We start from the raw sequence: 18,592 nt of genomic DNA, 5'->3' as shown, positions 1-18,592 counted from the left end.
AGTCGCCTTAACCAGACGGCGCGGCGGCGCGCGCATTGCCCACGCCGCCCGCGCCCGCAGGAAACCCTATGAAGCTCGAACACCCGGATCGTCTGATGAACACGCCGCTCTCGGCCCTTTCGCTCGCCGCACTCGAAGCGCACGACGCCTTCGCCGCCCGCCACATCGGGCCCGACCCGGCCGACCAGCAGGCGATGCTCGACACGCTCGGCTTCGCCTCGCGCGCCGCGCTGATCGACGCGGTCATTCCGGCCGCGATCCGCCGCAAGGACGCGCTGCCGCTCGGCCCCTTCGGCGAGCCGCGCTCGGAAGCCGAAGCGATCGCCGCGCTGCGCGCGCTCGCAGACAAGAACCAGGTGTTCCGCTCCTACATCGGGCAGGGCTACTACGACACGCACACGCCGGCCGTGATCCTGCGCAACGTGCTCGAAAACCCGGCCTGGTACACGGCCTACACACCGTACCAGCCGGAAATCTCGCAGGGCCGCCTCGAAGCCCTGCTCAACTTCCAGCAGATGATCGTCGACCTGACGGGTCTCGCGATCTCAAACGCGTCGCTGCTCGACGAGGCCACCGCCGCCGCCGAAGCGATGACGCTCGTGCAGCGCGTGGGCAAGTCGAAGTCGAACGTGTTCTTCGTCGCCGACGACGTGCTGCCGCAAACGCTCGAAGTCGTGAAGACGCGCGCGAAGCCGATCGGCATCGAGGTGAAGGTCGGCCCCGCCGCTGAAGCCGCCAACGCAGGCGCGTTCGGCGTGCTGCTGCAATATCCGGGCGTGAACGGCGACGTGCGCGACTATCGCGAACTGGCGCAAGCCATCCACGCCGCGGGCGGCGCGGTGATCGCCGCCGCTGACCTGCTTGCGCTCACGATGCTCACGCCGCCGGGCGAATGGGGCGCCGATGTGGCCGTGGGCAACTCGCAGCGCTTCGGCGTGCCGATGGGCTTCGGCGGCCCGCACGCCGCGTACCTCGCGGTGAAGGACGAATTCAAGCGCCAGATGCCGGGCCGTCTCGTCGGCGTGACCGTCGACGCCCAGGGCAACCCGGCACTGCGCCTCGCGCTGCAAACGCGCGAGCAGCACATCCGCCGCGAAAAGGCCACCTCGAACGTCTGCACGGCGCAGGCGCTGCTGGCCATCATGGCGAGCATGTACGCCGTCTATCACGGCCCGCAGGGCCTGAAGCGCATCGCGCAGCGCGTGAACCGCGTGGCCGCGATCCTGGCCGCGGGCGCGAAGCAGCTCGGCTACACGCTCGTGAACGAGTCGTTCTTCGACACGCTCACGTTCGAAGCCGGCGCGCGCACCCAGGCGCTGCATGACGCAGCGCTCGCGCGCGGCATGAACCTGCGCCGCGTGAGCGAGACGCGCGTGGGCGTGTCCGTCGACGAAACCACCACGCGTGGCGATCTGGCCGATCTGCTCGCCGTGTTCGCGCAAGCCGCGTTTGCGAGCGAAGCGCCGTCGGTCGATGCGCTCGACGCCGCCCTCGCTGCGCAGCAAGCGGTGACGTTCCCGGCCGCGCTCGTGCGCGAAAGCGCGTACCTCACGCATCCGATCTTCAACCGCCACCATTCGGAAACGGAAATGCTGCGCTACCTGCGCAGCCTCGCCGACAAGGACCTCGCGCTCGACCGCTCGATGATCCCGCTCGGCTCGTGCACGATGAAGCTCAACGCCACCTCGGAGATGCTGCCGGTCACGTGGCCCGAGTTCGGCGGCATTCACCCGTTCGCGCCCGCCGAGCAGACCGTCGGCTATCGCGAGATGGTCGACCAGCTCGAGCAGATGCTGGTGGCGGCCACGGGCTACGCCGCCGTCTCGCTGCAGCCGAACGCGGGCTCGCAAGGCGAGTACGCGGGCCTGCTCATCATCCACGCCTACCATGAGTCGCGCGGCGAAGGCCACCGCAACGTCTGCCTGATTCCCGCTTCGGCGCACGGCACCAACCCGGCTTCGGCGCAGATGGCCGGCATGCAGGTCGTGGTGGTCGCTTGCGACGCGCAAGGCAACATCGACCTCGTCGACCTCAAGGCCAAGGCCGAGCAGCACGCGGCCAAGCTCGCGGCGATCATGATCACGTATCCCTCGACGCACGGCGTGTTCGAAAGCAACGTGCGCGAAGTTTGCGAGATCGTGCACGCACACGGCGGCCAGGTCTACGTGGATGGCGCCAACATGAACGCGATGGTGGGTCTCGCGGCCCCCGGCCAGTTCGGCGGCGACGTCTCGCACCTGAACCTGCACAAGACCTTCTGCATTCCGCACGGCGGCGGCGGGCCGGGCGTCGGCCCGGTGGCGGTGGGCGCGCACCTCGCGCAGTTCCTGCCGAACCAGCTTTCGTCGGGCTACAAGCGCTCGTCCGATCTGGGCAACGGCATTGGCGCCGTCAGCTCGGCGCCTTACGGCTCGGCCTCGATCCTGCCGATCTCGTGGATGTACATCGCGATGATGGGCGCGGCCAACCTCACCGCCGCCACGGAAACCGCGATCCTCAACGCGAACTACGTCGCGAAGAAGCTGGCGCCCCACTTCCCGGTGCTCTACAGCGGCCCGGGCGGGCTCGTCGCGCACGAGTGCATTCTCGACCTGCGTCCCATCAAGGATTCGAGCGGCATCACCGTGGACGACGTCGCCAAGCGCCTGATGGACTACGGCTTCCACGCGCCCACCATGAGCTTCCCGGTGCCGGGCACGCTGATGGTCGAGCCGACCGAGTCGGAGTCGAAGGACGAGCTCGACCGCTTCGTCGACGCGATGGTTGCAATCCGTGAAGAAATCCGCGCCGTGGAAGACGGCCGCGCGGACAAGGAAGACAACCCGCTGCGTCATGCGCCGCACACGGCGGCGGTCGTGGTCGCGAACGACTGGAAGCACGCGTACTCGCGCGAGCAGGCCGCGTATCCGGTGGCGTCGCTCGTCGCGCAGAAGTACTGGCCGCCGGTCGGCCGCGCCGACAACGTCTACGGCGACCGCAACCTGTTCTGCTCGTGCGTGCCGATCGGCGAATACGCGGATGAGTCCGCTCAACAAGGCGAATAAAACGCGCCCGATCGATCGGCCAACCCGGCCAAACCCGCCCGCACAGCCGCCGCGCGCTCCGCGAGGAGCCGCGGCGGCTTTTGCGCGCAGCACATTTGCCGCCGCAAACCCTCGCCAAACCGTTAACATCACACACCTGTCAGCCTTGAATCAGGGAGTCGCGCATGGCGCGGATGGTGGGAACGGCCTTGGCTGGGCATGGCCCGGCGGCAACGCAGGCCACGAAGGCTTCAGTTGCATCAGGTGCATTGAGTGCCTCGGGCCAGCACACGCGCGGCGGCGCACGCGTATTCGAAGTGGCATCCGGGCCAGTTTCCGCGCGGCGGCGCGGCAGCGCTCGCGCGCTCGCCACGGCCTGGCTCGTCGGCATGGGCCTTGCGGGTCTGGGCACGGCGAATCAAGCCCATGCGGCCATGAACTTCTGCGCCGCTCCCGCCCTGCAGTCGAGCGAGCGCATCAATGCCGACCCGGGCGTGAAAGCGCTCGTGGCCGACGTGCAGGCGCACGTGAACGACGTGCCGCATCCGCTTGCGAAGCTGCATACGGAAGGCACGCTCCCGCACGAGGGCATCTACGACCAGAGCGTGGAGGCCGAGAAAGAGCTCGACCTGATGCGCAACGCGGCGCTCGCCTGGCGCGCCACGAGCGACGACCGCTATCTGAAGCTCGTCGACCGCTTTCTGTTCGCCTGGGTCACGACGTATCAGCCGAGCTTCAACCCGATCGACGAAACGCGCTTCGAAGGGCTGATCCTCGCCTACGACATGACCGCGAGCGCGCTGCCCGTGAAGACGCGCAACGCCACGATGGTGTTCCTGAACAAGTTCGCGAACGGCTACATCAACGACGTCGATGCGCAACCGCGTCCGCTCAAGGGCACTTTCGCGAACAACTGGCAGAGCCATCGGGTCAAACTGATAGCGATGACGGCGTTCACGCTCGACAACCGCAAGATGATTGCGGCGGCGCAGCGATTGTTCATCGAGCATATCGGCGACAACGTCGCGCCCGACGGCTCGACGCTCGACTTCACCGAGCGCGACGCGCTGCACTACGTGACCTACGACCTGCAGCCGCTCGTGACGGCCGCGCTCGCCGCGCGCCGCCACAACCGCAACTGGCTGCCCGAGCGGGCGGCCAATGGCGCCACGCTCGCGAGCGCGCTGAACTGGCTCACGCCCTATGCGATGGGCGAAAAAACGCACGAGGAATTCGTGCATTCGAGCGTGCCGTTCGACGCCAAGCGCCGCGAAGCCGGGTTGCCCGGCTACAGCGGCGACTGGGACCCGAAGAACGCCGCCGAGCTGTATCACCTGGCCGCCCGACTGGACGGCCGCTATATGCCGATCGCGCTGCGTCTCGCGCCCACGCCGCCGGCGTGGCTGGCCGTCTGTCTGCCGTTGCCGGCGCGCTGAAAAGCGCGCAAGGTGCAGGTGAAAGGGGCGGCGGCGGAACAGGAAGCACAGCGCACGGCACCCACTGAAACCGACTAGACGAAGCAGGAGCAGTACCCATGGCAGTAAGCGTTTTCGATCTCTTCAAAATCGGCATCGGGCCGTCGAGCTCGCACACGGTAGGGCCGATGCGCGCGGCGCTGATGTTCGCCGAAGGACTCGAGCGCGACGGACTGCTCGCGTCCACCGCGTCCGTCAAGGTCGAGCTGTACGGCTCGCTCGGCGCCACCGGCAAGGGCCACGGCACCGACCGCGGCGTGATGCTCGGCCTGATGGGCGACGCGCCCGACACCGTCAACCCCGACACCATCTCCGAGCGCCTCGAAGCCGTGCGCGACTCGCGCCAGCTCGCGCTGCTCGGCAAACACCCGATCCCGTTCGTGCAGAAGGAGCACATCGCCTTCTATCGCCAGGCGCTGCCCGAGCATCCGAACGGCATGAAGCTGCGCGCGCTCGACGCCGCCGGCGCGACGTTGCGCGAAAGCACCTATCTGTCCGTGGGCGGCGGCTTCGTGGTCACCGCGGGCGCGGCCAACTCCAAGGTGCTGGGCGCCGTGCAGCAATTGCCGCACCCGTTCCGTACGGGCGCCGAAATGCTCGCGCTGTGCGAATCGACGGGCAAGAGCATCGCGCAGCTGATGCTCGAAAACGAGCGTGTCTGGCACAGCGACGACCAAATCCACTCGGGGCTCCTGCGCATCTGGGAAGTGATGCAGTCGTGCGTCTCGCGCGGCTGCGGCATCAACAACCCCGACGCCGAGGGCACGCTGCCCGGACCGTTCCAGGTGAAGCGCCGCGCCGCGCAGCTCTATCGCGCGCTCACTGGCAACCCCGAGCGCGCGCTACAGGACCCGCTCTCGATGATCGACTGGATCAACCTCTACGCGATCGCCGTGAACGAGGAGAACGCCGCGGGCGGCCGCGTCGTGACCGCGCCCACCAACGGCGCCGCCGGCATCATCCCCGCCGTGCTGCACTACTACGTGCGCTTCACGCCGGGCGCCAACGAGCAGGGCGTGATCGACTTCCTGCTCACGGCCGCCGCCATCGGCATTCTCTACAAGCTCAACGCGTCGATCTCGGGCGCCGAAGTGGGCTGCCAGGGCGAAGTGGGCGTGGCCTGCTCGATGGCCGCGGGCGCGCTCGCCGCCGTGCTGGGCGGCACGCCGCATCAGGTGGAGAACGCCGCCGAAATCGGCATGGAGCACAACCTCGGCCTCACCTGCGACCCGGTGGGCGGCATGGTGCAGATCCCCTGCATCGAGCGCAACGCCATGGCCTCGGTGAAGGCCGTGAACGCCGCGCGCATGGCGCTGCGCGGCGACGGTGCGCACTACGTCTCGCTCGACTCCGTCATCAAGACGATGCGCGAAACCGGCGCCGACATGAAGACGAAGTACAAGGAGACGTCGCGCGGCGGCCTCGCGGTGAACATCGTCGAGTGCTGATGTTCGCGCGCTGAGCGCGTGACGCCGGCCGCGCGACGCTGAGCGCGCCTCGCTGGCCGCGCGCCGCTGAGCGCGCCTCGCTGAATGCGCGCCTCGCGCCGCGCGGGCGGTTCTGTTTGTGCAGTTTGTTTCGCTTGTGTCGCACCGATCAATCGGATCTGGATCGAACGTATTCACGTAACGAACGAAGGAGACTTGACCGTCATGCATCAGCCGAACGATTCAGCCCGCGTTTCTGATTCCGCGACCGTAACCGGCGCGCGCCTCGTCGTGGACGCGCTCGTCGCCAACGGCGTCGAGCGCGTGTTCTGCGTGCCCGGCGAGAGCTATCTCGCCGTGCTCGATTCGCTCTCGGACGAGACCGCGCGCATCGACACCATCGTGTGTCGCCATGAAGCCGCGGCGGCCAATATGGCGGAAGCGGTCGGCAAACTCACGGGCAAGCCCGGCATCGCGCTCGTCACGCGCGGACCGGGCGCGACACACGCGGCGATCGGCGTGCACACGGCTTTTCAGGACTCCTCGCCGATGATCCTGCTGATCGGCCAGGTCGCGCGCGATCAGATGGACCGCGAGGCGTTCCAGGAAATCGACTATCGGCGCATGTTCGGGCAGATGGCGAAGTGGGTCGCGCAGATCGACGACGCGCGCCGCGTGCCCGAGTATCTGAGCCACGCGTTCCATATCGCGACCTCGGGGCGCCCCGGCCCGGTCGTGCTCGCGCTGCCCGAGGACATGCTGAGCGGCGCGATTCCCGCATTGGAGGCCCAGCACACGGCGCCCGCGGCGCAGCGCGTGCAGGCCTCGCCCTCGGCGGCGCAGATCGAACAGCTGCGCACGCTGCTCGCGAATGCGAAAAAGCCCTTCGTGATCGCGGGCGGCCACGGCTGGACGCGCGAGGCCTGCGCGGACCTGCAGCGCTTCATCGAGAACTGGCAGTTGCCGGTGGGTCTCGCGTTCCGCTTCCAGGACACGCTCAGCAACGATCATCCGAACTATGCGGGCGACGTGGGCCTCGGTATCAATCCGGCGCTGGCCGCGCGCATCCGCGAGGCCGACGTGCTGCTCGCGCTCGGGCCGCGCCTCGGCGAAGCCACGACGGGCGGCTACGCGCTGCTCGACATCCCGAAGACGAAGCAGACGCTCATCCACGTGCATCAGGGCGCGGAGGAACTGGGCCGCGTCTATGCCGCCGATCTGCCGATCGTCTCGGGCCTGCCCGAGATCGCGGCGCAACTCGCGGCCCTGCCCGCGCCCGCCGCGCCCGCGTGGGCGGGCTCCGCTCAGGCCGCGCACGATGCGTATCTTTCGTGGCGCGAGCCGCGTCCGATGCCCGGCGACGTGCAACTGGGCGAAGTCATGCAGCAGTTGCGCGCGCGCCTGCCCGACGACGCGATCGTCACGAACGGCGCGGGCAATTACGCAACGTGGCTGCATCGCCACTTTTCGTACCGCAATTTCCGCTCGCAGCTCGCGCCCACCAGCGGCGCGATGGGCTACGGCGTGCCTGCCGCGATTGCGGCGAAGTCGCTGTATCCGGAGCGCGCGGTGGTCGCGCTCGCCGGCGACGGCTGCTTCATGATGTCCGCGCCCGAGCTGGCGACGGCGATGCAATACGGTCTCGCGGTCGTGTTCATCGTCGTGAACAACGGGCATTACGGCACGATCCGCATGCACCAGGAGCGCAACTATCCGGAGCGCGTGCACGGCACGCAGCTGACGAACCCCGACTTCGCGGCATTTGCGCAGTCGTTCGGCGCGCACGGCGAAGTCGTGACGGCAACGGCGCAATTCGCGCCGGCGCTCGAGCGCGCGCTCAATGCGGGCAAGCCGGCGCTCATCGAAATTCGCGTGACAAAGGAGGCGAGCACGCCGGCCTCCACGCTCGAGCAGATTCGCGAGCAGGGTCGCAAGGCGCGCGGCCAGTGAGTCGCGAGTAGTCCTGACCAGGCTCACCTTCGAAGTTGAGCATCCAAACAAAAGCCCCGCAGGTTTTTAAGGCCTGCGGGGCTTTTTCACATCAACCGCGGATCAACCGCGAACGAGGCGCTTACTTGCCGCCCACGCTCTGCAGCGTCGTCCACTTGCCGTCGACCACCTTGTACAGCGTGATGCCGCCGTTCTTCAGGTCGCCCTTCGAGTCGTACGCGAGATCCTTCGTCGTCACGGCCGGCATGCTGGTCTTCGCGAGGAACGGCAGGTACTTCGCCGGGTCCGTCGAGTTTGCCGCCTTCATGGCCGCGAACATCGCCATCGCGCCGTCGTAGGCGTACGGCGAGTAGGTCTGGACGTCTTCGCCAAAGCGCTTCTTGTACTTCGCGACGTAGTCCTTGCCGCCCGGCATTTCGTCCATCGGCAGGCCCGCGAGCGAAGCCACCGTGCCGTTCGCCGAGTCACCCGCGATCTTCAGGAAGGTCGGCGTGTGCACCATTTCGCCGCCCATCAGCGGTGCCGTGATGCCGAGCGACTTCATCTGCTTGACCATCGGACCGGCTTGCGAATCCGCGCCGCCGTAGTAGATCAGGTCCGGCTTCTGCGCCTTCAGCTTGGTCAGGATCGACTTGAAGTCCACGGCCTTGTCGTTCGTGTACTCGCGGTCGATGATCGTGCCGCCCGCGTCCTTCGCGGCCTTCGCGAACTGGTCGGCGAGACCCTGGCCGTAGGCCGTGCGGTCGTCAACCACCGCGATCTTCTTCATGCCCAGGCTCTTCACCGCGAACGTGCCCGCGACCGAACCTTGCTGCGTGTCCGAGGTCATCATGCGGAACGTCGTCTTGAAGCCTTGCTGCGTGTATTCCGGCGCCGTCGCCATTGCGATCTGGGGGATGCCCGCGTTCGCGTAGATGCGCGAAGCCGGGATCGTCGTGCCCGAGTTGAAGTGGCCGAGCATGCCCTTGATGCCGTCGTCCACGAGCTTTTGCGCGACCGTCGTGCCCGTGCGCGGGTCGGCCTGGTCGTCGGCTGCATCCAGCACGAAGTGCACCGGCTTGCCGCCGATCACCGGCTTGGTCGCGTTCATGTCTTCGACCGCGAGCGTGATGCCGTTCTGGAAGTCCTTGCCGTAGTGCGCCTGTGCACCCGTCATCGGGCCGGCGAAACCAATCTTGACGTCCTCTGCCTGCTGCGCTTGTGCAGTCCCCGCCAGCGACAGGGCGGCAACCAGCGTCGCGCCTGCCAGCTGTTTCATCGTGTGTTGCATGTTTTCTCCTTGGTACCTGGTATCGAATGAGCGGCTTGAGCTCGTGACTTGCCGCTTCCTTGTCCTGAGACGGTCGACAGTATGGCTTGTGGTCAGCCGATCGTCATCAGGTTTGCATTGCCGCCTGCCGCGGCGGTGTTCACGCTGACCGAACGCTCCGTGAGCAGACGTTCGAGTGCGTAGTCTTCATCGCCATTGGCAAGCGCATGCGCTGCCACGCCCTGCACCGAGACGATCGGGCCGCCACGCTTGGCCACTTCCTTCACGAGGCCGAGCAGCTCGTCGCTGTCGCCTTCGAAGAGCACGGCGTCGAACTCGGCATCGGCGCTCTTCTTCACCGCGACGTGCGCCTTGAGCGCCGCCGGCAGCGCGTTCACGAGCGCCTCGCCCGCCGCGCCCTGGAACAATGCGCGGTTGCCCGTGGCCAGCACGACGGCGAGCTGCGCACGCGCGCCCGTCGGCGTGGAGGCCACGCACAGCACCGTGCCGCGCGCCGAAAGCGTGTAGGTATTGCGCTCGCCCGTCGGTCCCGGCAGCACAGCCGTTGCGCCCGCAAGCACGTATTGCAGATAGCCGTCGCAGCGCGCGGCGAGCGCCGGCTCGCGCTCGGCGATGAGCCAGTCGCGCAACGCGGTGAGCGTCGCGTGCGTCGAGAGCGGCGCGCGCTTGTCCGCGGCCTCTTCCTGCGGCGCATCCACCACGAGCGCCTTCGAGAGCGACTGCGGCAGACCGGCCGGACGCTTTGACAGCAGGCGCGAGAGATACAGCGCTCCACCCGCCTTCGGCCCCGTGCCCGAGAGCCCTTCGCCGCCGAACGGCTGCACGCCCACCACCGCGCCGATCACGTTGCGGTTCACGTAGATATTGCCGACATGCGCGCGGCCGACCACATGCGCGATCGTTTCATCGATACGCGTATGGATGCCGAGCGTGAGGCCGTAGCCCGTCGCGCGAATCTGCTCGAGCAGCTTGTCGAGCTGGCTGCGGCGATAACGGATCACGTGCAGCACCGGCCCGAACACTTCGCGCTTGAGCTCGTCGAGGCTGTCGATTTCGATGAGCGTCGGCGGCACGAAGGTGCCCTGCGCGCAGCTATCGGGCGTGGGCATCTGCGTGACCTTGCGGCCTTTCTCGCGCATCGCGCCGATATGCGTGTCGATGCCGCGCTTCGCGTCGGTGTCGATCACCGGGCCCACGTCGGCCGAGAGGCGGTCGGGGTTGCCCACCGCGAGTTCCTTCATCGCGCCCGTGAGCATTTCGAGCGTGCGTTCCGCCACGTCGTCCTGCAGGCACAGCACGCGCAGCGCCGAGCAGCGCTGGCCGGCCGAGTCGAACGCGCTTTGCAGCACGTCGGCCACGACCTGCTCCGCGAGCGCCGACGAATCGACGATCATCGCGTTCTGCCCGCCCGTTTCGGCGATCAGCGGAATCGGACGGCCATCCGAATCGAGACGCTGCGACAGCGTCTTGTTGATGAGGCGCGCGACTTCGGTCGAGCCCGTGAACATCACGGCGCGCGTGCGCGCATCGGCGACGAGCGCCGCGCCCACGGTTTCGCCGTCGCCCGGCAGCAGTTGCACGGCGCCTGCGGGCACGCCCGCTTCGCGCAGGATGCGCACGGCCTGGGCGGCGATCAGCGGCGTCTGCTCCGCGGGCTTCGCGAGCACCGTGTTGCCCGCCGCGAGCGCGGCGGCCACCTGGCCCATGAAGATCGCCAGCGGGAAGTTCCACGGGCTGATGCAGACCACCGGGCCCAGCGGCCGATGCGTGTCGTTCGAAAACTCTTCGCGGATCTGCGTGGAGTAGTAGCGCAGGAAGTCGATGGCCTCGCGGATTTCCGCCACGGCGTTCGGCAGCGACTTGCCCGCTTCGCGCACGATCAGGCCCATCAGCGTATGCATCTGCGCTTCGAGCAGGTCGGCGGCGCGGGCGAGGCAGTCGGCGCGCGCTTCCACGGGCGTCGCCTGCCAGATCGGCGCAGTGACCACGGCGTGCGAGAGCGCGGCGCTCACGTGCTCGCTCGTTGCTTCCACAACGGTGCCCACGAGATCGCGATGATCGGCGGGATTGCGTACGTCGCGCGCGGCGCCGACGGCTGCATCGACGTCGGCGAGCATCGGCGCGGCGCGCCACGGATGATGCGCGCTCGCGAGCAGCGCCGAAGACAGTGATGCCAGGCGATGCTCGTTCGAGAGGTCGAGGCCCATCGAATTCTGGCGCTCGCCGCCAAAGAGGTTGCGCGGCAGCGGAATCTTCGCGTGCGGTGCGCCCAGCGGCACGACCTTCGCGGCTTCATCGTTAGGGTTCGCGACCAGCTCGCTCACCGGCACGGTTTCATCGGCGATGCGGTTCACGAACGAGGTGTTCGCGCCGTTCTCGAGCAGGCGGCGCACGAGATACGCGAGCAGCGTCTCATGCGTGCCGACCGGCGCGTAGACGCGGCACGGACGGTTCAGCTTGCCCTGCGAGACCGGGCCCGTGACTTCCTCGTACAGCGGCTCGCCCATGCCGTGCAGGCACTGGAACTCGTACTGGCCGGGATAGTAGTTCTGGCCCGCGAGGTGATAGATCGCCGAAAGCGTGTACGCGTTGTGCGTGGCGAACTGCGGATACACCGCATCGGGCGCGCCGAGCAGCCGCTTCGCGCAGGCGATGTACGAGACGTCGGTGTAGATCTTGCGCGTGTAGACCGGATAGCCTTCGAGGCCGTCCACCTGCGCACGCTTGATTTCCGTATCCCAGTACGCGCCCTTCACGAGCCGCACCATGATGCGGTGTCGGCTGCGGCGTGCGAGATCGACGATGTAGTCGATCACGAACGGGCAGCGCTTCTGGTAAGCCTGCACCACGAAGCCGATGCCGTTCCAGCCCTGCAGCTCCGGGTCGAAGCACAGCGCTTCGAGCAGGTCGAGCGAGAGCTCGAGGCGGTCGGCTTCTTCGGCGTCGATATTGAGGCCGATGTCGTAGCGGCGCGCGAGCACGGCAAGCGCGCGCACGCGCGGCAGCAGCTCGCTCATCGTGCGCTCCTGCTGCGCGCGCGAGTAGCGCGGATGCAGCGCGGAGAGCTTGATCGAAATGCCGGGGCCTTCGTAGATGCCGCGGCCGCCCGCTGCCTTGCCGATCGCGTGGATCGCCTGCTCATAGGAGGCGTAGTAGCGCTGCGCATCGGCTTCGGTCGTGGCCGCTTCGCCGAGCATGTCGTACGAGTAGCGGAAGCCGCGCGCTTCGAACTTGCGGCTGTTGGCAAGCGCTTCGGAGATGTTCTCGCCCGTGACGAACTGCTCGCCCATCAGGCGCATCGCCATGTCCACGCCCTTGCGGATCAGCGGCTCGCCGCCCTTGCCGATCATGCGCGTGAGCGCCGAGGACAGCCCCGTCTCGCTGTTGGTCGTCACCAGCTTGCCGGTGATCATGAGGCCCCAGGTGGCGGCGTTCACGAACAGCGAAGGCGCGTGGCCCACGTGCGATTTCCAATCGCCCTTGCTGATCTTGTCGCGAATGAGCGCATCGCGCGTGGCGCGGTCGGGAATACGCAGCAGCGCCTCGGCGAGGCACATCAGCGCGACGCCTTCCTGGCTCGACAGCGAGAACTCGTGGATCAGGCCTTCGACGCCGCCGCCCGTGCCCTTGGCGCGCAGCGCCTCGACGAGCTTGGTCGCGAGCTTCGTGACGTCACCGGTCAGGTTGGCGGGCAGGCGCGCCTCGCCGATCAGGAACGGCACGCACTCCGGCTCAGGGCGGCGATACGCGGCGGTGATGGCCGCGCGCAGCACCGACTGCGGTTGCACGTTCTGGGCGAACTCGAGGAACGGGTGCGACGCCGCTTCTTCGTCGCTCTCGCCGGTTGCGCCCTCGCCAAACTCGGCGGCGCCCACGTGGCCATTCAGTTCGGGGGGCAACTGGCCGTGCTCGATCTTCTCGAGGTAGGCAAAGATGGCTTGCTTGATGAGCCAGTGCGGGGTGCGCTCGAGGCGCGTGGCGGCCTCTTTGAGCCGCGAGCGGAGCAGGTCGTCGACCTTGACGCCAAGGGTAGTGCTAGCCATGTTTCCTTCGTATGCCGGCTGACCCGCACCGGCGAAAGACCAAAAAGTTCGCGAATCGTACCCCTCTCAATAAAAAGGTGCAACCACCCGGCTGGCTTGGTTGCACCACGCGCGGAGCCTTATGGGGCGTGGGTTTGCGGCCAACGCCCGCCGGCATTGGCTGGCGCGTTGCACTCGGTATTTTCCCTGGCCAACAACAATCAGGTGAACCCTAATCGATTCCGCCGCCGCGCCGTTATACAAACATCAACGGGGGCCGATCAAAGAATCTGGCGCGAGGACCAAAAAATGGAAAAGTGGCTGGTAGTAGCGGGTGTCTGGAGCATGTGCGCGCTGTGCGCGGTGTTGTTCATTCGGGGTGCGACCGCGCCCGCCGTGCGCAAAGTGCGCGTGACGCGGGACCGGCGTGGCGACTCGCCGCACGCGATGAAGCGCTGATCAGATATCGAGCGGATCGACTTCGAGGTTCCAGCGCAGCACGCCCCGCAAGGCGCGCAGCGCCGGTTGCCACGCCCGCAGCGTCGCCTGCAGCGCGGCGCGCGACTGGCTCTCCACGAGCAATTGCGCGCGATGCACGTTCATGACCTTTACGATCGTGAGCGGCACGGCGTCGTAAGCGGTGACGCGCTCTGCGGCAGGGATCGCCGTGAGCGCCTGCGCGGCTTCGGCGAGAAAGGCCAGCGCCGCCTCGAGCGTGCGTCCTTCGGCGCGTAGCAGCGCCTGATAGACGAACGGCGGCAGATGCGCGTCGCGACGCTCGACGATCTGCGAATTCGCAAAGCCCACGTAATCGTGGCGCGCCAGCGCGTGATAGATCGCATGGCGCGGATAGCGCGTCTGCACGATCACCTCGCCGGGCAAGCCCGCGCGCCCCGCCCGGCCGCTCACCTGCATCAGTTGCGCGAAAAGGCGCTCGCTCGCCCGGAAATCGTGCGAGAAGAGCGCGTTATCGGCATTGAGCACACCCACCAGCGAGACGCGCTGGAAGTCGTGCCCCTTGGCGATCATCTGCGTACCCACGAGGATGTCGACATCGCCGGCATGGACGTCGGAGAACAGCGCCTGCGCGCTGCCCTTGCGGCGCGTGCTGTCGGCATCGATGCGCAGCACCCGCGCACCCGGCACCGCGCTCGCGAGCGCCTCCTCGATGCGCTGCGTGCCGCGGCCCATCGGCGCGATATCGACGTTGCCGCAGTCCGGACAAGAATGCGGGATGCGCGATTCCCAGCCGCAATGGTGACAGCGCAGCGCGCGCTCGGGCTTGTGCAGCACCACGTAAGCGCTGCAGCGCGGGCAGCCCGCCACCCAGCCGCAGGCGTCGCACGAGAGGACCGGCGCGTAGCCGCGCCGGTTCAGGAACACGAGGCTTTGCTCGCCGCGCTCGAGGCGCGCCTTCATCGCCGCGACGAGCGGGCCTGAGAGGCCCTCGAACGAGGCGCGGCCGCGCCGGCGCTCTTCTTCCAGATCGATCAGCTTGACGCTCGGCAGCACCGCCTCGGCGATGGCCCGGCGCGACAGCGTGAGGCGCGTGTAGCGGCCCTGCTCGGCCTGCCACCAGCTTTCGAGCGACGGCGTGGCCGAGCCCAGCACGACGGGCACGCCAAGCTGCTTGGCGCGCCAGATGGCCAGATCACGCGCCGAATAGCGCAGCCCTTCCTGCTGCTTGTAGGCAGGGTCGTGCTCTTCGTCCACCACCAGCATCGCCAGACGCGGCAGCGAGGCCAGCACGGCGAGGCGCGTGCCCAGCACGATGCGCGCACGGCCCGTATGGGCCGCGAGCCAGTGGTGCGCGCGCTCGCCTTCGGCGAGGCCGCTGTGGAGCGTGACGATGGCATCGTCGGGCAACACGCCCGCAAAGCGCGTGCGGAACGCTGCCTCGAACTGCGGGGTGAGGTTGATTTCCGGAACGAGCACGAGCGCCTGAGCATCGGGCTCGCGTTCGAGCAGGCCTGACAGCGCCCGTAGATAGACCTCGGTCTTGCCGCTGCCGGTGACGCCGTGCAACAGGAACGGCGCGAAACCGCGCGCCTCGAGGATCGCCTCGACGGCGACGGCCTGCTCGGCACTGAGCTGATGCAACGCGGCGGCCGCAACGGCGCCTTCGGTGGCGCTGCCGGGGTTTCTGGCACCATCGGCAGGGTTTTCGTTTTCGCCCCCGTTCCCGGCGGACGAATGCCCCGCGGCGCCAAACGCCACGCACTCGTACTCGACCCAGCCCGCCTCGCGCCACGATTCGAGCGTGGCCGCGGCCTTCGGGTGCAACGCACGCGCGTCGGCAAGATCGAGCTCACCCGCGTCCACCAGGGCCTGCGCAAGCCGCCGCAATGCCTGGGCGCGCGCGGGCAGCGCCTCGGGCAAGGCCTCGCGCCCCGCCGGCAGCAGCCGGTAACGCTCCTCGGGCGCCATCAGACGCGGCCAGCGCGCCGGATCGCGCAGCGCCTGCGGCAGCGCCGGCAGCGCGACTTCACCGAGCCCGCGCTGATAGTAGTCGGCGGCGAAGCCCGCGAGGGCGAGCCATTGGGCCGAAAGCGGCGGGCACTCCGCGCACACGGCGCTCACGTCGCGCAGCTTGTTGGCCGGCACGTCACTGTGAGCGCTCACTTCGCAGATCAGCCCCACCGCCTCACGACGGCCGAACGGCACGCGCACGAGCATGCCGGGCTGCGGCTGCGGAGCGTCCGGCGGATAGCGGTAGTCGTAGAGGACGGGCAGCGGATGGTCGAGCGCCACGCGCACGAAGCATGGCGTCATGCGCAACCCCGATGGACACGGCGCTCGCACCGTGCGCTGCCGCACCGACGCCCGAAGTTAAAGTAGAACTTCACTTTCCGCGCTAAGTTTTGGATTCCGCAGAACAAACACGCTCCCGGCGCCGTGCCTGTGGATAACTTTGTTAAGAACTTGACCGCCCCGCGCCGCCGACAAGGTTCCAGGGTCATTATGTGGGACACCGCACAAATCGCCGTGGAGCGCCGAAACCCTTATCTGTCAAGGGCCTGAATGATTGCTCACAGGCATCGCTACTGCCATGCGGCAATTTTTCCCTCTTGCGCGCCGCAACGAGGTAAGTGTGTATAAGTCAAGTCTTGACAGCGGCGCAACGGCATCTAGATGGGTTCTTGAGCGAGGCTAGACCCTGGTGCCCAGAGCCCAGTTCGTTGCGACGCAACAAAAAATCACGCCGCCGCGGCGCGCAAAGCCCGGCTGTGGCGATGCACTTCGTCGACGAGTTCGGCGACGTTTTCAGGCGGCGTGAATTGCGAGATGCCGTGTCCGAGATTGAACACGTGGCCCGGGTGGGCACCGAAGCTGTCGAGTACCGCACGCGCCTGCTCGCGGATTGCCGCCGGCGAGGCGAACAGCACCGTCGGGTCGAGGTTGCCCTGGAGCGCCACGCGATCGCACACGCGTTCGCGCGCGCGGCCAAGGTTCACGGTCCAGTCGAGTCCGACCGCATCGACGCCCGTCTCGGCGATCTCGTCGAGCCACAAGCCGCCGCCCTTCGTGAAGGTGATGACGGGCACGCGCTCGCCATCGTGCTCGCGCTTGAGCTGGGCCACCACGCGCTTGATCCAGGCAAGCGAGAAGCGCTGATAGATGCCGTCCGCGAGCGCGCCGCCCCAGGTGTCGAAGATCATGACGGCTTGCGCGCCGGCTTCAATCTGCGCATTCAGATACGCGGCCACCGCCTGCGCATTGATCTCGAGAATGCGCTCCATCAAATCGGGGCGTGCATAGAGCATCAACTTGACGGTGCGAAAATCGTCCGAGCCGCCGCCCTCGACCATATAGCAGGCGAGCGTCCACGGGCTGCCCGAGAAGCCGATGAGCGGCACGCGCTGGCGCCCTTGCGCGTCGGTCAGCGCGCGGCGGATCTCGCGCACGGCGTCGGTCACATAGCCGAGCGTCGCGCCGATGTCGGGCACCGCGAGCTTCGCGACGTCCTCTTCGCTGCGCACCGGATGCGCGAACTTCGGCCCTTCGCCCACCTGGAACGAGAGACCGAGACCCATCGCGTCGGGAATCGTGAGGATGTCCGAGAACAGGATCGCGGCATCGAGCGGATAGCGCTCGAGCGGCTGCAGCGTCACTTCGGTCGCGTAGTCCGGGTTCTTGGCAAGGCCGAGAAAGCTGCCTGCGCGGCTACGCGTGGCGTTGTACTCCGGCAGATAGCGGCCCGCCTGGCGCATCAGCCAGATCGGCGTGTATTCGGTCGGCTGACGCAGCAGCGCGCGCAGGAAGGTGTCGTTCAGAAGAGTGTGAGCCACGGGCGGGAGGCGCTTGACGCGCGAGATTCGAAAGCAGACGGCCATTCTACCGGAGCCGCCGCCACGGCATGACGCTGATGGCCGGGATAAGCAGCGCACGCCGCGCGAGACGCATGCAAACCTCATGGGCATCCGGGCGCCCTTTGCAGGCGCGCCAACCAGGTCAGTCCATGCTTAACGCGTGCCTGCGCGCGGGCTATGATCGGATGCCTTTCCGATCCATTACATCGAAACATCCATAAGAGAGGAGACACGCCGCATGAACAAGAAGAAGGCCGCCGCCGCATGCTCATTGATCGCCGCGCTTGTTGCCGGCATTGCCGGCGTTGCCGTCACGCCCGAGGCATTTGCTCAAAGCGCGGCCACGTCGGGCGTCGCTACGTCGGGCGTCGCCACGCCTTCGCGGCTCGATGATGTGTTGTCGCGCGGCACGCTGCGCGCATGCACGACCGGCGACTACAAGCCCTACTCGTTCTACAAGCAGGACGGCACGTTCGAAGGCATCGACATCGACATGACCGAGTCGCTCGCGAAGTCGCTGGGCGTGAAGGCCGAGTTCGTCAAGACGACATGGTCGAACCTGATGAACGACTTCCTCGCGAAATGCGACGTCGCGGTGGGCGGCGTGTCGACCACGCTGGAACGGCAGAAGCGCGCATTCTTCACCGAGCCGTATCAGGTCGACGGCAAGACGCCCATCGTGCGCTGCGACGATGTGAGCAAGTATCAGACGGTCGCGCAGATCGACCAGCCCTCCACGCGCGTGATCGTGAACCCGGGCGGCACGAACGAACGCTTCGCGAAGCAGTTTTTTCCGCACGCGAACCTCACCGTCTATCCAGACAACGTGACGATCTTCAAGCAGATCCTCGCGGGCAAGGCGGACGTGATGGTCACCGACGCATCCGAAACGCTACTGCAGCAAAAGCTCAACCCGGGGCTGTGCTCGGTGCATCCCGACAAGCCGTTCCAGTATGGCGAGAAGGCATGGATGGTGCCGCGCGGCGACGTGGTGTTCCAGCAGTACGTCGATCAGTGGCTGCACCTCGCGCGCGCGAGCGGCGAGTATCAGGCGATCTCGGACAAATGGCTCAAGTAATGTGACAGCGCATTAGCGGCGCCGGGGCTCACCCGGC

At 67.4% G+C, this 18,592-nt stretch carries 10 protein-coding genes; 6 read left to right on the top strand and 4 right to left on the bottom strand.

Annotated features, from left to right (window positions below; genetic code table 11):
• The first annotated feature begins 68 nt into the window (after nt 1-68).
• From gcvP to E1956_RS03215, 4 genes are all read left to right on the top strand, one after another.
• Complete coding sequence (gene gcvP, locus E1956_RS03230) at nt 69-3,044, top strand: aminomethyl-transferring glycine dehydrogenase (RefSeq protein ID WP_134747369.1); 2,976 nt, start codon at nt 69-71, stop codon at nt 3,042-3,044.
• Between the two features lie 368 nt (nt 3,045-3,412).
• Entirely contained in the window at nt 3,413-4,459 is a 1,047-nt protein-coding gene (locus tag E1956_RS03225; protein WP_134750312.1) for an alginate lyase family protein, read from the top strand.
• Between the two features lie 98 nt (nt 4,460-4,557).
• Nucleotides 4,558-5,946, top strand: a complete 1,389-nt coding sequence (locus tag E1956_RS03220; protein ID WP_134747366.1) for an L-serine ammonia-lyase — start codon at nt 4,558-4,560, stop codon at nt 5,944-5,946.
• Between the two features lie 204 nt (nt 5,947-6,150).
• Nucleotides 6,151-7,875, top strand: a complete 1,725-nt coding sequence (locus tag E1956_RS03215) for a thiamine pyrophosphate-binding protein (RefSeq protein ID WP_134747364.1) — start codon at nt 6,151-6,153, stop codon at nt 7,873-7,875.
• Between the two features lie 121 nt (nt 7,876-7,996).
• Here the strand turns inward: E1956_RS03215 and E1956_RS03210 are convergent, their stop codons facing one another.
• Nucleotides 7,997-9,145 carry a branched-chain amino acid ABC transporter substrate-binding protein gene (locus E1956_RS03210; protein ID WP_134747361.1) on the bottom strand — a complete coding sequence of 383 codons (1,149 nt, stop codon included), beginning with the start codon at nt 9,143-9,145 and terminating at the stop codon, nt 7,997-7,999.
• A gap of 92 nt (nt 9,146-9,237) precedes the next feature.
• Entirely contained in the window at nt 9,238-13,188 is a 3,951-nt protein-coding gene (putA, locus tag E1956_RS03205; RefSeq protein WP_134747358.1) for a trifunctional transcriptional regulator/proline dehydrogenase/L-glutamate gamma-semialdehyde dehydrogenase, read from the bottom strand.
• A 288-nt stretch (nt 13,189-13,476) separates the two neighbouring features.
• Between putA and E1956_RS46025 the strand changes: the two genes are divergently transcribed.
• Nucleotides 13,477-13,626 carry a hypothetical protein gene (locus E1956_RS46025; protein WP_167759964.1) on the top strand — a complete coding sequence of 50 codons (150 nt, stop codon included), beginning with the start codon at nt 13,477-13,479 and terminating at the stop codon, nt 13,624-13,626.
• On the opposite strand, the gene E1956_RS03200 is transcribed toward E1956_RS46025, so the two are convergent.
• Together E1956_RS03200 and hemE are read right to left on the bottom strand one after the other, a co-directional pair.
• A complete protein-coding gene (locus E1956_RS03200; RefSeq protein ID WP_134747355.1) occupies nt 13,627-15,939 on the bottom strand; it encodes a primosomal protein N' in 2,313 nt (770 codons plus the stop codon).
• Between the two features lie 425 nt (nt 15,940-16,364).
• Entirely contained in the window at nt 16,365-17,456 is a 1,092-nt protein-coding gene (gene hemE / locus E1956_RS03195) for a uroporphyrinogen decarboxylase (RefSeq protein ID WP_134747352.1), read from the bottom strand.
• A 259-nt stretch (nt 17,457-17,715) separates the two neighbouring features.
• Here hemE and E1956_RS03190 point away from each other — a divergent pair, with 259 nt between their 5' ends.
• Entirely contained in the window at nt 17,716-18,555 is an 840-nt protein-coding gene (locus E1956_RS03190) for a transporter substrate-binding domain-containing protein (protein ID WP_232071244.1), read from the top strand.
• Nucleotides 18,556-18,592: the final 37 nt, after the last annotated feature.

The organism is Paraburkholderia pallida, from assembly GCF_004524855.1.
Lineage (GTDB): Bacteria > Pseudomonadota > Gammaproteobacteria > Burkholderiales > Burkholderiaceae > Paraburkholderia > Paraburkholderia oxyphila.
This window is presented reverse-complemented; position numbering and strand designations above follow the sequence as displayed.

Bases quoted from the DNA above. Each gene is read 5' to 3' on its own strand.
- gcvP (WP_134747369.1), top strand. From the start codon at position 69: ATGAAGCTCGAACACCCGGATCGTCTGATGAACACGCCGCTCTCGGCC.
- E1956_RS03225 (WP_134750312.1), top strand. From the start codon at position 3,413: ATGGGCCTTGCGGGTCTGGGCACGGCGAATCAAGCCCATGCGGCCATG.
- E1956_RS03220 (WP_134747366.1), top strand. From the start codon at position 4,558: ATGGCAGTAAGCGTTTTCGATCTCTTCAAAATCGGCATCGGGCCGTCG.
- E1956_RS03215 (WP_134747364.1), top strand. From the start codon at position 6,151: ATGCATCAGCCGAACGATTCAGCCCGCGTTTCTGATTCCGCGACCGTA.
- E1956_RS03210 (WP_134747361.1), bottom strand. From the start codon at position 9,145: ATGCAACACACGATGAAACAGCTGGCAGGCGCGACGCTGGTTGCCGCC.
- putA (WP_134747358.1), bottom strand. From the start codon at position 13,188: ATGGCTAGCACTACCCTTGGCGTCAAGGTCGACGACCTGCTCCGCTCG.
- E1956_RS46025 (WP_167759964.1), top strand. From the start codon at position 13,477: ATGGAAAAGTGGCTGGTAGTAGCGGGTGTCTGGAGCATGTGCGCGCTG.
- E1956_RS03200 (WP_134747355.1), bottom strand. From the start codon at position 15,939: ATGACGCCATGCTTCGTGCGCGTGGCGCTCGACCATCCGCTGCCCGTC.
- E1956_RS03190 (WP_232071244.1), top strand. From the start codon at position 17,716: ATGAACAAGAAGAAGGCCGCCGCCGCATGCTCATTGATCGCCGCGCTT.